Origin of the sequence: Rhizobium rhododendri (assembly GCF_007000325.2) — a bacterium.
GTDB classification, from domain to species: Bacteria; Pseudomonadota; Alphaproteobacteria; order Rhizobiales; family Rhizobiaceae; genus Rhizobium; species Rhizobium rhododendri.
In genome coordinates, this window is the sequence record NZ_CP117267.1 from 2056993 (window position 1) to 2071289 (window position 14297).

14 protein-coding genes are annotated in these 14297 nt (G+C 62.3%); 8 read left to right on the forward strand and 6 right to left on the reverse strand.

What is annotated here, in order from left to right; all coding sequences use genetic code 11:
• Positions 1-2070, forward strand: coding sequence for a hypothetical protein (locus PR018_RS10050; protein ID WP_142829278.1), 2070 nt, complete (start codon positions 1-3; stop codon positions 2068-2070).
• A 2-nt stretch (positions 2071-2072) separates the two neighbouring features.
• The gene (locus PR018_RS10055) at positions 2073-2501 is read left to right on the forward strand and encodes a GNAT family N-acetyltransferase (RefSeq protein WP_142823363.1); all 429 of its coding nucleotides are present in this window, start codon (positions 2073-2075) and stop codon (positions 2499-2501) included.
• 9 nt (positions 2502-2510) lie between these two features.
• Here PR018_RS10055 and PR018_RS10060 read toward each other — a convergent pair whose 3' ends face one another.
• Positions 2511-3080 carry a GNAT family N-acetyltransferase gene (locus PR018_RS10060; RefSeq protein ID WP_202617111.1) on the reverse strand — a complete coding sequence of 190 codons (570 nt, stop codon included), beginning with the start codon at positions 3078-3080 and terminating at the stop codon, positions 2511-2513.
• A gap of 198 nt (positions 3081-3278) precedes the next feature.
• Here PR018_RS10060 and PR018_RS10065 point away from each other — a divergent pair, with 198 nt between their 5' ends.
• Complete coding sequence (locus PR018_RS10065) at positions 3279-4256, forward strand: glutathione S-transferase family protein (RefSeq protein ID WP_142823364.1); 978 nt, start codon at positions 3279-3281, stop codon at positions 4254-4256.
• A gap of 10 nt (positions 4257-4266) precedes the next feature.
• Here PR018_RS10065 and PR018_RS10070 read toward each other — a convergent pair whose 3' ends face one another.
• Entirely contained in the window at positions 4267-4755 is a 489-nt protein-coding gene (locus PR018_RS10070; RefSeq protein WP_142823365.1) for an NUDIX domain-containing protein, read from the reverse strand.
• A 105-nt stretch (positions 4756-4860) separates the two neighbouring features.
• On the opposite strand from PR018_RS10070, the gene PR018_RS10075 reads away from it, so the two are divergent.
• From PR018_RS10075 to PR018_RS10085, 3 genes are all read left to right on the forward strand, one after another.
• On the forward strand, positions 4861-5769 hold the full coding sequence (locus PR018_RS10075) for a metallophosphoesterase family protein (protein WP_111222671.1): 909 nt from the start codon (positions 4861-4863) through the stop codon (positions 5767-5769).
• A 316-nt stretch (positions 5770-6085) separates the two neighbouring features.
• On the forward strand, positions 6086-6598 hold the full coding sequence (locus tag PR018_RS10080) for an RNA polymerase sigma factor (RefSeq protein WP_142823366.1): 513 nt from the start codon (positions 6086-6088) through the stop codon (positions 6596-6598).
• On the forward strand, positions 6595-7434 hold the full coding sequence (locus tag PR018_RS10085) for an anti-sigma factor family protein (protein WP_142823367.1): 840 nt from the start codon (positions 6595-6597) through the stop codon (positions 7432-7434). The genes PR018_RS10080 and PR018_RS10085 overlap by 4 nt, the downstream gene beginning before the upstream one ends.
• Before the next feature lie 77 nt (positions 7435-7511).
• On the opposite strand, the gene leuA is transcribed toward PR018_RS10085, so the two are convergent.
• The 3 genes from leuA to PR018_RS10100 form a co-directional block, all read right to left on the reverse strand.
• Positions 7512-9254, reverse strand: a complete 1743-nt coding sequence (gene leuA, locus PR018_RS10090) for a 2-isopropylmalate synthase (RefSeq protein WP_142823368.1) — start codon at positions 9252-9254, stop codon at positions 7512-7514.
• Between the two features lie 523 nt (positions 9255-9777).
• Positions 9778-10968 carry a benzoate/H(+) symporter BenE family transporter gene (locus tag PR018_RS10095; RefSeq protein ID WP_142823369.1) on the reverse strand — a complete coding sequence of 397 codons (1191 nt, stop codon included), beginning with the start codon at positions 10966-10968 and terminating at the stop codon, positions 9778-9780.
• A 233-nt stretch (positions 10969-11201) separates the two neighbouring features.
• Positions 11202-11786 carry an ATP-dependent Clp protease proteolytic subunit gene (locus PR018_RS10100; RefSeq protein ID WP_142823370.1) on the reverse strand — a complete coding sequence of 195 codons (585 nt, stop codon included), beginning with the start codon at positions 11784-11786 and terminating at the stop codon, positions 11202-11204.
• 228 nt (positions 11787-12014) lie between these two features.
• Between PR018_RS10100 and PR018_RS10105 the strand changes: the two genes are divergently transcribed.
• The gene (locus PR018_RS10105; protein WP_142829276.1) at positions 12015-12836 is read left to right on the forward strand and encodes a DUF2076 domain-containing protein; all 822 of its coding nucleotides are present in this window, start codon (positions 12015-12017) and stop codon (positions 12834-12836) included.
• Between the two features lie 63 nt (positions 12837-12899).
• Here PR018_RS10105 and queF read toward each other — a convergent pair whose 3' ends face one another.
• Complete coding sequence (gene queF / locus PR018_RS10110) at positions 12900-13364, reverse strand: preQ(1) synthase (RefSeq protein ID WP_142823372.1); 465 nt, start codon at positions 13362-13364, stop codon at positions 12900-12902.
• 207 nt (positions 13365-13571) lie between these two features.
• On the opposite strand from queF, the gene PR018_RS10115 reads away from it, so the two are divergent.
• Positions 13572-14252, forward strand: a complete 681-nt coding sequence (locus PR018_RS10115; RefSeq protein ID WP_142823373.1) for a GNAT family N-acetyltransferase — start codon at positions 13572-13574, stop codon at positions 14250-14252.
• Positions 14253-14297 lie beyond the last annotated feature (45 nt).

A 14297-nucleotide genomic window follows, 5' to 3' on the forward strand; every position in this document is an offset into this window, starting at 1 on the left:
ATGACGCTGGATTTCCAACCCTTTCTCCCCTGGCCGGACATTATAGCCTTCGCCGCGGTCGTTGCCGTCATCGCCGCCTTCGCCATCTGGCGTCGCTTGCGTGGGGCATGGCTCCGCGCACTCGCAGCCCTCGCCTTGCTGGTGGCACTCGCCAACCCGCTGCTGATGCAGGAAGATCGCGACCGGCTCTCGACCATCGTTCCCGTCATCATCGACCGCAGCCAGAGCCAGCTGACGCCCGAACGCATCAAGATGACCAACGGTGCCCTGGCGCAACTCAAAGACCGGCTGGCCGCCTTCCCGCGCATAGAGCCGCGCTATGTGGAGTCCAAGGATACGGCGGAAACCGATGCCCCGGCGACGCGGCTGTTCTCGGCGCTTGCCGGTGCCATCGGCGATGTGCCGCCGGCTCGCATCGGCGGTGCCATCTTCCTCACCGATGGCCAGATCCACGATATCCCCTCGACCGCCCAGTCGCTCGGCTTCAACGCTCCCATCCACGGGCTGATCACCGGCAAAGCCAACGAATACGACCGTCGCATCGAAGTGGTGCGCGGCCCTCGCTTCGGCATCGTCAACGAAGAACAGCAACTGACCCTGCGCGTCGTCGACGATGGCCCAAGCCCCGGCGGCGCGGCCCCCGTTACGGTGAAAATGAACGGCAACGAGATCGCCACCCTGCAGGCGACCCCCGGCCAGGAAACGCCATTCAGCTTCAAGGTGCCGCGTGCCGGCAACAATGTGCTGGAGTTTTCCGTCGCCGAACTGCCCGGCGAGATTACGCTCGCCAACAACCGCGCCGTCCACCTGATCGAGGGCATCCGCCAGAACATGCGGGTGCTGCTGGTCTCGGGCGAGCCGCATGCCGGCGAGCGCGCCTGGCGCAACCTGCTGAAATCCGATGCCTCGGTCGATCTCGTGCACTTCACCATCCTGCGTCCGCCGGAAAAGCAGGACGGTACGCCGATCAACGAGCTGTCGCTGATCGCCTTTCCGACACGGGAACTGTTCGTCGACAAGATCAAGGATTTCGACCTGATCATCTTCGACCGCTACCAGCATCGCGGCGTGCTGCCGATCCTCTACTACGACTACATCGCCCAGTACGTTCAGAACGGTGGGGCACTGCTGATTGCCGCCGGACCGGAACATGCCGGCCAGGATTCAATCGCCCTGACGCCGCTGCAATCCGTGCTCCCGGCGGAGCCGACCGGCGAGATGATCGACAAGGCCTTCTATCCCCGCCTGTCGGAGGAAGGCCGCAAACATCCAGTCACCCGCGGCCTCGACGGCTCGGATGTCGAGCCGCCGCATTGGGGCCGCTGGTTCCGCACGGTCGATGTCGAGCCGCCGCAGGGACAGACCGTGATGGTCGGTGCCGACAACCATCCGCTGCTGGTGCTGAACCGTGCCGGCGAAGGACGCGTCGCCATGCTGCTGTCCGACCAGGGCTGGCTGTGGTCACGCGGTTTCGAGGGCGGTGGCCCGAGCGTGGCGCTCTACAGGCGCATCGCCCACTGGCTGATGAAGGAACCGGCGCTCGAGGAAGAAGCGCTGACCGCCACCGCATCCGGCCGCACGCTGCAGATCACTCGCCAGACAATCGGCGACGATCCCGGCAGTGCGACGATCAAATATCCTTCCGGCAAGTCGGAGACCGTCAAGCTGGCACAGGGCGAGCCCGGCCTCTATCGTGCCGAGAAGCACACCGACGAGATCGGGCTGTTCCAGATCACCAATGGCAACTTGTCGACACTCGTCCACGTCGGCGCCGTCGATGCACCGGAATTCAAGGCGATGATCTCGACAACGGAGACGCTGAAGCCGCTGGCCAGCCAAACCAAGGGGCTGGTGACGCGCGTGGCTTCGGCCGGCGACAGCGTCGTCGTGCCGCCGGTCCTGCCGGTGCGGGGTGCAGTGCGCATCGCCGACGACCAGCGCATGAGCATCCGGCTGACAGACGAGACGGTTCTGCGCGGCATCAACACACTGCCGCTGTTTGCAGGGTTCCTCGGCCTCGCCGCCCTGCTCTTCCTGTTGACGGCGACCTGGTGGCGCGAAGGACGATAGCCATGGCAACCCTCGACCTGACCGACGCGCCTCTGGACGGCGACATGGCCGTGATCATGAGCGGGTTGATGTCGTTCAACGCATCGGACGTCGGGCCTCCCGAGCGTCGCTCGCTGGCCGTGTTCATTCGCGGAGACGACGGCAAGGTGATCGGCGGCCTGCTGGGCGTGACTGCCTGGGGCTGGCTGTTCACCCAATGGCTGTTCGTTCCCGAAGCGCTGCGTGGCCAGGGAATGGCCGGCAGGCTGCTCGCCAAGGCGGAGGCCGAAGCCCTGGAACGAGGATGCCACAGCGCTTGGATCGATACCTTCAACCCGCAGGCGCTGCGGGCCTATCAGCGCCAGGGCTATGTTGCCTTCGGTACGCTCGCCGACTTCCCGCTCGGTCGCAGCCGGACGTTCCTGCAGAAGCAGCTCGCCGTAACACCCTGATAAGCTACGCTATTCAGTCCAGCCGATGGCGCCCTTGAGCCGCGCATGCACGTCATCCGCCATCGGCACGACAAGCACCCGGCCCGGATCGACCGGCCCCGGAAAGGCAAGCGCGTTATAGGCCACCTTCTCGAAACCGAGCGGCTCGTAGTAAGGCGGATCGCCGACGAGGATGACCGCCTCCGAGCCCTTCCGCCGTGCAGCTTCGACGGCAATGCGCACCAGTTCGCGGCCGATGCCCCGGCTCTTGTGCGACGGCCGGACAGCCAGTGGGCCTAGAAGATGGCCCTTGACGCCACCCGCCATGACGGCCGTCATCCGGACGGATGCGACTGTCTCACCGTCGTCTGCACAGATGAACGACAGTGACCGGTCGTGCGGACCCTGCTCGCGGATACGCGCTGCCGCCCGGACGAACCGTCCTGGACCAAAGGCTTCTTCGTTGATGAGTTCGATGACGGCGTCGTGGGACGCGTCCTCGGTGAGGTAGACCAGATCGTGCTTGTGCATGAAACGTAACAAACCAGATGACAAAAAGGGATGGGTCTCGGAAACGCCGGATGCGGCGTTCGGGTCCATCAGCGTCGTCGCAGGTCTCTGGTTACGGTCATCGATCACAGTCCTTGAAGTGTGCCGAGGCCGATAGCAGGAAATATTTGCCTCGTCCAACGTAAAATGCGGCAAATGCGACAGCAACGGACTGTTCAATCTTTGCACGCTCGAAAATTCTGCCCGGCAGCGTATGTATCATTCTAGGCAATTCGAAAGGACGATGACATGGGCATGCTGGTTGACGGCGTCTGGCAAGACGTGTGGTACGACACCAAGGAAACCAAGGGCCATTTCAAGCGGGCTGCATCGCAGTTTCGCAATTGGGTGACCGCCGACGGAAGTGCCGGCCCATCCGGCACTGGAGGCTTCAAGGCCGAGGCCGGTCGGTATCACCTCTATGTGGCGCTCGCCTGTCCATGGGCCCACCGGGCATTGATCTTCCGCAAGCTCAAGAAGCTGGAAAACATCATTTCCGTCTCGATCGTCGATCCGCTCATGCTGGAGAACGGCTGGGAATTCAAGAACCGCGACGGCGGCACGGTCGATCACATCTTCGGCGCCAATGCCATGTGGGAGATCTACACCAGGGCGGATCCTCATTATTCCGGGCGCGTCACCGTACCCGTCCTCTGGGACACCAGGACCGGCACGATCGTCAACAACGAGTCCTCCGAAATCATCCGGATGTTCAACAGCGCTTTCGACAGTCTTACCGACGTCACGCTGGACTATTATCCGGAGCCCCTGCGGACCGAGATCGACGAGATCAACGCCATCGTCTACGACACGGTCAACAACGGCGTCTACAAATCCGGCTTTGCGACGACGCAGGACGCCTATGAAGAGCACGTGCAAAAACTCTTCGCGACCCTAGACAGTCTCGACGCCCGCCTGGGGAAAAGCCGCTACCTTGTTGGCAACACGATCACGGAAGCCGACTGGCGGCTGTTCACGACACTGGTTCGCTTCGACGCCGTCTATGTCGGCCACTTCAAGTGCAACATCCGGCGTATCGAGGACTACCGCAACCTGCCCGGCTACCTGCGCGAACTCTACCAGGTGCCGGGCATCAGTGAGACGGTCAACATGGCGCACATCAAGCGGCACTACTACGCCAGCCACAAGACCATCAATCCAACCGGCATCGTGCCTCTGGGCCCGGCACTCGATTTCAACCGGCCACACGGTCGCGGCGCGCTGTAGCGCCCGGCGCCTACCAGTAGCCGGTGGGTGCGAGGTTGCCGTTGATTTCCTGCAGCCGCCGGTGGGTGGCGGCCGTGGTCGTGGGCGGTAGGGCGTCGAGGGCGAAGAAGCCGCTCTCGACAATCTCCCAGTCAGGGTCGCGCAGCGCCGTCTGCTCGACGTCGGCGCGGTAGAAGGCCACGTGGTCACGGCGGCTGACGGAGCGGTTGAAATAGATGCCTATCAGGGTCGGTGTGCCCAGAATGGCCAAATTGCCTTCCTCCCGCAGCTCCTTGGCCAACGCCTGGTTCACGGTCTCGTGCCTTTCGACACCGCCGCCAGGCATGTACCAGCCGGGCAGGTATGAATGGCGAACCAGGAAAATTCGCCCCTCGCTGTCGAAGCAGGCAGCCCGCACCCCGAGCGTCATGCCGCGCGACAGTGCAAAATAGAGATGTGCCAGGGGGCCGGCAAGCCTGTGCTTCCACCCGCGCCCTTCCTGTACCAGGTCGTCGTCCATGCCATCCCTCTCTCAGCGGCCCGTAGGGGCGGGCCTGCCAAAACTTCCCCTTGTGCAGGCATACGAAGCATTTGATTTGAAACGAGACTGTTCTATGTCTCACCCATGTTCAAACTCGCGCATATCTCCGATATCCACCTCGGCCCGCTCCCACGGCTTTCCCTCTGGGAGCTTGCCTCGAAGCGCATCACCGGATTTGTGAACTGGCACCGGAACCGGCGCAAGCACTTGTTCGGCGGCACTCTGGATCTTCTGCTGGCAGACATCAAGGCGAAGGAGGCGGACCATCTTTGCGTCACCGGCGATCTAGTCAACCTCGGCACAAAGATAGAGATCCGCACCGCTGCGGAGTGGCTTGCAACCATCGGGCCGCCGGCAACGACCTCCGTCGTGCCGGGCAACCACGATGCCTATGTACCGGGCTCCTATGAGAAATCCGTGCGCGCCTGGTATCCCTATGTGCGCGGCGATCTTGCGCCGGCTGCCTGGGAGGAAGACATGCACGTCTTCCCATACCTCCGCATACGCGACCGCGTCGCCATCATCGGCTGCTCGACGGCCGTTGCCACCCTGCCGTTTTCCGCTAGCGGCTTTTTCGGATCGCGCCAGGCGCGCGAGACGGTGCATATGCTGCGGGCCGCAGGCGAAGCCGGGCTGTTTCGCGTGCTGATGATCCACCATCCGCCGATCCGCGGGGCCGCGTCGTTCCACAAGCGCATGATCGGCATCCGCCGCTTTGCCGCCGTCGTCTCGACCGGTGGCGCGGAACTCGTGCTGCATGGCCATACCCACCTCAACACGCTTCACTGGCTGCGCGGGCCGATAGGCCGTGTCCCGGTGGTCGGCATCGCCTCCGCGTCGCAAGGCGTCGGCGGGTCCAAGCCTCCCGCCGCCTACAACATGTTTTCGATATCGGGCGGTCCGGGCGCCTGGAGCCTGAAAGCCGAGCGCTTCAGCCTCAACCACCGGGGCGATGGCATCTCTGCCGAGGGCACCGATATATTTGCGTCCTGAAGCAGCCATGATTGCCGCTGGATCCTTACAGGAAACAACAGTTTTATGGTTACCGCGCCTTTTACTTCGGAAAGACTGCGATATCTCCTGCCAATGGTCGTCTGCATCTGAGATCATCTGTCGCACCGGTCAACGAAGCCTTTATGCCGACTTGCGAAACGGGTCGGGAAGTGGTCATATCGCTGTCATGGATGTCTTCTCGATGCGTGGACCGACATCAGCCTTGCAAAGGCTGGTGCGAACGTCCGATGCATTTATCATGTAGTCGAAAATTCAAACCCGCGTCCGGTGACGGTCACTTCATCGTGGAAAGACAATGCGCGCTCCCATCCCTGCCCCGGACATTCGTCGCGACCTCGTTGGCCTGCTGCCCAAGTTGCGACGCTTCGCAGTGACGTTGACCGGAGACGTGGCAGATGCCGACGAATTGCTGCAAAAGGTTTGTCAGCGCAGCGTCGCGAAAATCCATCTCTGGAATACGGAAGAGCGGCTGGACAGCTGGCTCTACGCGATGACACGGCAGGTGTGGGTCGAAGAATCTCGCCGGCACCGGGTCCGCGCCGGCGCTCCGAGAGCTGTCGCCGGCCAGAAAGGCGACGCCACTTTGCAGCAGCCGCGCCCGACCGAAGGCAGCGAAAGCCATCAGGCGATAACGGCGCTCCCAGAGGGCCTTGCCAGCGTCTTCCTGCTCGCCGATGTCGAAGGCCACAGCTACAAGCAGACAGCCGATATCCTTGGCATCCCGCTGTCGATCGTCGCCTCCCGGCTTGCCAATGCCCGCCTGGCCTTTGCCGCCGCCGGGCGCAATCGTCTCAGCCAGAGGTCATGACAGTGCAGGATATCCGCAAGACACCGATCGAAGCGCGGCTAGCCGCCTATATCGATGGCGAGGCCAGCCCTGAAGAGAGGCGCACGCTGGAGGATCTGATTTCCGCCGATGCCGACACCGGCCGCGTCTATGAAAACCTGCGGCAGGGCTCAGATATCGGACGCAAGGTTTTCGACGACCTCCTGAAGGAGCCGGTGCCTCTGGCGCTTGTGCGCTCGATCAAGAGCGCTCCGGCACCGAAGGTCCGTGAAGCGCGGCGGCTTTCGCGGCCGGCCGTGAAGCTCGCGCCGTCGGGCAAGCAGGCGCTGGCGGCGGCCCTGATCCTCTTCGTCATCGGCGGCGGCATTGGATATCTCTTCGGCACCCAGCCGGGCGCTGCCCGCCTCACCCTCCCCTTGGTCCCGAACCAGGCACGAACCTGGCCCGACGACCTTGCCGCTGCCCAACGCATCTATCTGCGCCAGTCCAGCCATATCGTCGAACTCGGCGCCACAGAGAGCGATGAGATCATGACGTGGCTGACCTCGACCGTCGGCGTCAAGTTCAACCTGCCCGATCTGTCGAGCCAGGGCCTGGTATTTCAAGGCGCGCGTCTGCTGGTAGCGGGCGGCAAGCCGACCGGACAGCTCGTCTACCGCAACATCGACGGTGAAATCGTTTCGGTCTGCTTCTTCAAGGACAGCGCCGGGACCGATGGCAGCGATTTCAACGAGATCATCAAGGACGATATCGGCATCGTTCCCTGGCACCGCGCCGGGGTCGGCTATGCCATCGTCGGCGCATCCTCGGACGCACTGCTCGACGATATCGCCAACCGCGTGTCGGTGGCGATCTGAACTGTGCCAGACGCAAAATGGCGGCCTGCCGGGCCGCCATTTCGATGAGATGATGTTTCAAGCGGGAGCGATGGGCTTCAGGAGCCGGCTTTCAAGGCGAGAACCCGGTTGGCGGCCGAGACTATGGCCTCCAGCGACGCCGCAACGATATTGGTGTTGACGCCGGCGCCGAACAATTTCCCACCCGGATAGGAAGTCTCCACATACGAGATCGCCGCAGCGTTCGAACCATGCTGGAGTGAGTGCTCGGAGTAATCCTCCACAGACATTTCGACGCCGAGATAGGCCGACAAGGCATTGATGAAGCCATCGATCGGCCCGTTGCCACGACCCTCGATCTTCCTGAGTTCGCCACCGTCGGTGATTTCGGCCGTGATGATCCGTTGCCCCTTGTGCTCGGGATCGGCGAAGATGTGGTGATCGACGAACCGGATGCGGGCATCCGGCTGTTGAACGTAAAGCTCCATGAAACGATCGTAGATGCGCTTGGCCGGCAGCTCCTTGCCCTCGACATCGGTGATGTTCTGGATTTCCTGCCGGAACTCGACCTGCAGGTTGCGCGGCAGGTTCAGCCCGTAGTCCTGCTGCAGGATGTAGGCGATGCCGCCCTTGCCGGACTGCGAATTGATGCGGATGATCGCCTCGTAGGAGCGCCCGACATCCTGCGGGTCGATCGGCAGATAGGGCACTTCCCAGACAGAGGTGTTGGCGACCTTGCTCGCCTTCATCCCCTTGTTGATGGCGTCCTGGTGCGAGCCGGAAAAGGCCGTGTAGACGAGTTCGCCGACATAGGGATGACGCTCGGCAATGGTCATCTGGTTGGAATATTCGTAGACTTCCTTGATCCGCTCGATGTCCGAGCAATCGATCTGCGGGTCTACCCCTTGTGTGAACATGTTCAGCGCCATGGTCACGACATCGACGTTACCCGTACGCTCGCCGTTACCGAACAAGGTACCCTCGACGCGGTCGGCGCCGGCCAGCAGGGCCAGTTCCGCAGCGGCGATGCCGGTGCCGCGGTCGTTGTGTGGATGCAGCGAGATGATCAGGTTTTCGCGGTTGTCGAGGTTGCGGCACATCCACTCGATCTGGTCGGCATAGACGTTCGGCGTGGCCATCTCGACGGTCGACGGGAGGTTGATGATCAGCTTGTTGTCGGCTGTTGGCCGGATCTCGGCGATGACGGCGTTACAAATCTCCAGCGCCACCTCCAGCTCGGTGCCGGTGAAGCTCTCAGGCGAATATTCGAAGCGATAGTCGCCGCCGGCCTTGGACGCCATGTCGGTGATCATCTTGGCCGCATCGACGGCAATCTGCTTGATGCCGTGCACATCCTTGGCAAACACTACGCGACGCTGCAGCTCGCTGGTGGAATTATAGAAGTGCACGATCGGCCGGTTTGCACCCTCCAACGATTCGAAGGTGCGGGTGATCAGCTCGGGCCGGCACTGCACCAGCACCTGCAGTGACACGTCGTCGGCCACATTGCCTTCTTCGATGCACCAGCGGGCGAAGTCGAAATCGGTCTGCGAGGCTGACGGAAAGCCGATCTCGATTTCCTTGAAGCCCATTTCCAGCAACAGCTGGAACATGCGCGCCTTTCGGTCATGACCCATCGGGTCGACCAGAGACTGGTTGCCGTCGCGCAGATCGACCGAGCACCAGATCGGCGGCTTGGTGAGCGTCTTCGACGGCCAGGTACGGTCGGGGATGTTGACCTGCGGATAGGCACGGTATTTTTCGGCAGCTTTGGCCATGCCCTTGAAGCGGGACATGGTTGCAGGAGACTTGCCAGCGGGGGAATGAGTCTGCTCGTCCATCGTCTTTTCCTCGTGCCGTCGATTGCCCGCCTCATAGCCGATCGGCTGGGGCTTGGCGATGACAAAAGCGGCTTTGAATGTGGGCCTTGAATGATTGTCGGATGCTAGGTCGAGGAGCGAATGCCGGGCGGGCTTGTCGGCCGCCGGGCGCTCCTCAACGGACCCGGCAACCGCGCGTAAGGCCGAGGAGAAGAAGCGACGTGAAGGCGCGCGAGTTGTCACGCAGGGCGATGCGACCGCGTGCAATCTGGCTGGAAATTTTTGCGCCTGTAGACTTCATGATTGGTTGTATACCGTCGGGGCAAAAAAGAAGCAAGCCCCGCCCAGTCTTTCGGCATTTGCACCATTTAGACCTGCTACTTGCACCGTTGCGACACCTGACCGTCGAAAATTCAGGGCGCAGCTCTCTGAGGAGAGCTGCCTATCAGCAGGGCCTCTGCATTTGTTCGGGTTCAATACAAAGAGCCTAACTGTAGGACAAAACAGAGGCGGCAGAGGCGGCAAAGCCGCCAGAGTACCTTATTCAGCGGTTCGCAGGCAGCTTTCTTACCGCACCTTGCAGCAGCAGCATCAGCCCACCGGCAATCAACCCCCAGAATGCGCCCGAAATGCCGCCGAAGGACACGCCGGATGCGGTGACCAGAAATGTCACCGCGGCGGCTTCGCGCGTTTCGACCACTTGAAACGCAGCCATGGCCGAGCCGGAGAAGGCGCCGATCAGTGCAAGGCCGGCCACCGCTTCGATGAGGATGGGCGGCGCCAGCGCGACGAAGGCGGTGACAGCGCCGGCAAGCAGTCCGAAGACGATGTAGACGATGCCGGCGATAACGGCGGCCCAATAGCGGCGGTCTGGATCGGCGTTGGCATCCTTGCCCGCACACATGGCGGCCGTTATCGCCGCAAGATTGACCGCATGCCCACCGAAAGGCGTGCTCACAAGCGAAAATAGGCCGGTCACGGCAAACAGCGGACCGGGTTTCGGATCGTACTGGTTGACCTTGAGCACGGCGATGCCGGGAATATTCTGCGACGCCATGGTGACGATGAACAGCGGCAGCGCGATCGACACCAGCCCGGCCATGGTGAACAGCGGTTGGACCAGTTCCAGGCGCGGCATCAGCGACTGCTCGAGCGAAGACAGCGCGCCCGCAGGCATCTGCACCCCGAATGCCAGCACGGCGACAAAAGCGGCCAGCGCAGCAGGAACCGCCCAGAGCCGCCGGAAAGCGCCGACGACGACCCAGGCGAGCACGATCGGCAATCCCAGCAACGGATTGAAGGCGATGGCCTTCACCGGCGCGAAGCACAAGCCGATCAGCACGCCCGCAAGCATCGCATTGGCGAGAGGCGCCGGGATAGACGCAACCGCACGCCCCAGCGGCCGGAACAGCCCTGCAACGATAATCAACGCCGCACAGACGACGAAGCCACCCACCGCCGCCTGGAACCCGCCGGCAATCGCGCCGGAGCTTGCCAGCAGCGCCGCACCCGGCGTCGACCAGGCAATGCTCACCGGCAACCGCGTCGTCAGGCTGAGCACAATGGCACAGAGCCCCATTGAGATCGACAGCACCGTCAACCCCGAAGCCGCCTGCCCCGGCGTTGCCCCAACCGCCTGCAGCCCATGCAGCACCACCGCAAAGGAACTGGCAAATCCAACGAAAGCGGTGAGGCAGCCCATAAAGACGGCTTGGGCGGAAAGATCTTTGAGCATGGCGGCGGTAATGACTCGTAAGGGCGTGAGAGCTCAATGGAGCATTACAGGCCGGATTGGCGCAAGAGCACTTCACCGTCATTTTGTAACGAAGATGGCTGTTTGAAACGTAAGATCAAAAGAACGAGACGGTGAGTTCGGTGCAGAATAAACGATGCAGCCGAGCACATTGCCAAAAACAAAAAAGCGCCCTCGCCCGCATTATGCAGGCAAGGGCGCTTGGTGTGCAACAATCAGAGTTCGCTTTGCGATGTCACGATGCGGGAGACCAGACCGTAGGTCTTGGCGTCTTCGGCCGAGAGCCAGTAGTCGCGGTCGGTGTCCTTGGCGATCTTTTCCAGCGGCTGGCCGGTCGCGGCTGCGAAGATCCGGTTCAGGCGCTCGTTCATCTTGATGATCTCGCGGGCCTGGATCTCGATATCCGATGCCATGCCGCGTGTGCCGCCCGAGGGCTGATGCAGCAGGAAGCGGGTGTTCGGCAGGCAAAGCCGGCGTTCCTTGGGAACGCTGACGAAGATCAGCGCGCCGGCAGATGCAACCCAGCCGGTGCCGATGATCCAGACCTTGGGCTTGATGAACTTAATCATGTCGTGGATCGAATCGCCGGATTCGACGTGGCCGCCGGGCGAGCTGACATAGATGCGGATGTCTTCGTCGCTGGCAGCGGCAAGGGCGACCAGCTGCGAGCAGACCTTCTGCGCCAATTCCTGCGTAATGCCGCCATAAATGAAGATCGAACGCGACTTGAAGAGGTTCGCCTCCGTTTCCTTGCCGAGCGGCAGTTCCGTCTTCTTGTCTTCCTGTTCGTCGTCGTTCATGAACAACTCTCCACCGTGATTTGTCGTATGCCGCACATAATGCTGTTCCATGCGTAAAACAATGCGGGAAAAAGACAAGCCACGGAACCGGTGAAGATATCCTTGCCGCTTTGCCCATTACCGACCCGATTACCGAAATGTAACTTGGCAGGGCTTTGAAAAGCCGAATTCCCTTCCTACGTCAGGTGATGCGATCCGGAATCGCATCAAAGTTTTCATGGAGCCGTCATGTCGCCCGAAGAACGTCAACTGCTTAGCTCTCTCTTCGACCGCGTCAAAGCCGCAGCGGCGACCCCGCGCGATGCAGACGCCGAAGCCTTCATCAACCAGTCGGTACGCGACAATCCCACCGCGCCCTACCTGCTCGCCCAGGCGGTCATCGTCCAGGAGCAGGGCATGAAGGCCGCTGCCGACCGCATCAAGCAGCTCGAAGACCAGGTCAAGGAACTGCAGGACAGTGCCGAACACCAGCCCGCCGCCTCGCAAGGTGGCGGAAGCTTCCTCGGCGGCCTCGGCTCCATTTTCGGCGGTGGACAATCCGCAGCACCGCAGCCACAGCGTGCCGCCCCGCCCCAGCAGAGTTATGGCCAGCAGCAAGGCTATTCGGCTCCACAGCAGGGCTATGGGCAACCGCAGCAGGGTCCCTGGGGCCAGCAGAACCAGCAGCAGCAGCCGGTTGGCCCATGGAGCCAGCAGCCGCAGGCCCAGTCGGGCGGCGGCGGCTTTCTGCGCGGTGCGCTCGGCACGGCAGCCGGCGTTGCCGGCGGCGTGATGCTGGCGGAATCGCTGAGCAGCCTGTTCAGCCCGCATATCGGTGGCGCAGCGGCAGGGCTTGGCGGCCTTGGAGCAGCAGCGGCGGCACCGGCCGCAGCACCCGCCGTCGAGGAAACGGTCGTCAACAATTATTATGGCGACAGCAACGGCAACAACAACGACCAGAACGCTGGAAACGACGACAATGCCAATGACCAGAACCTGGTCAGCGACGACAGCGACACCGATTTCGACAATTCCTACGATAGCGGCGGCGACGACAGCTTCAACGTCTGACGTTTTCGCAGAGCCCCGATGCGACGCCGCGCTTCGCCTGAAGCGCGGCGTTTTTAATGAGGGTCAGCCGCGACCGCGATAGGTCGGGACGCCCTGGTCCGGCAACCACAGGCCTTCCGGCGGCTTGCCGGTCTGCCAGAAGACGTCGATGGGGATGCCGCCGCGCGGATACCAGTAGGCGCCGATACGCAGCCATTTCGGCTGCAGCAGGTCGACGATGCGCTTGGCAATGTAGACGGAGCAATCCTCGTGGAAGGCGCCGTGATTGCGGAATGCATGCAGGAAAAGCTTCAGCGACTTCGATTCCACCAGCCATTCGCCGGGCACGTAGTCGATGACGATATGGGCGAAATCCGGCTGGCCGGTCATCGGGCAGAGCGAGGTGAACTCGGGCGCGGTGAAGCGCACGAGGTATTCGGTACCCTGATGGGTGGCCGGCACCTTTTCGAGGATTGCAGTCTCGGGGCTGGTGGGCGTTTCGGTGTGGCTGCCGAGCATGGACAGGCCGGAAACATCGGTATTGGGCATGGCTTCAAGCCTCCTTGTTCGTTCTGACGCTGCGCCCTGGCTTGACCGCCTGGCGCCGTGCTTGTTACTTCGCGGGTCGCTTGGCTATCCCCTATGGCATCTTCGAGGCGATCGCAAATACAAGCGATAGCCTTGGCAAGGTATCGAACCCCTGCCCGCCGAAAAGTGATATGGCGAAGCGAAAAACAAAAATCAGGAGAAATCGCCGTGGCGCATATACTCGACAGGCCTGTCTGGAACACGCTGCAGACGAGCCATGCGCCGCTGGCGATCGGCGGCCCCCTTGCCAAGCGGTTTGCGCCATCGACCGTTCCCTTTGCCGCCGCTGCAGACGACGCGCCGGAAAGCCTTCAGGCGCTGGCAAACCTGCCCATCGGAGACGAAAGGATAGTCCTCGTGGAAGCCGGTCCGATTGTGATTCCCGAGGGAATTGTCGTCCTTGCGGAAGGCGAACTCTACCAGATGACAGCCGACCGGCCGCATGAGCGGATCACCGATCCCCGGATCGAATTGCTGGACGAAAGCGACGCCGACGAGATGCTGGAACTGGCACTGTTGACCAAGCCCGGTCCGTTCACGCTCGGCGCACAAAGGCTCGGCCCATTCTGGGGCGTCAGGATCGAGGGCCGGCTAGTGGCCATGGCCGGCCAGCGCATGCGCCTGCCCGGCTTCGGCGAACTCAGCGGTCTCTGCACCCATCCGGATTTCCAAGGTCGCGGTCTCGGCAGCCTGCTGTTTCGCTTTGTCGCCGGCGAAATCGCCGCCCGCGGCGAGGTAGCCTTCCTGCATGCCTATGTCGGCAACACGGCGGCGATCGCGCTCTACCAGGCACTCGGCTTCAGCATCCGCGCAACGATGAACATGCGCGCCGTGAAGCGGCAGGAATAGCGGCTCCGTCGAGGCGGCGGGATCGTCCGCCGCCTTTCAGAGAAA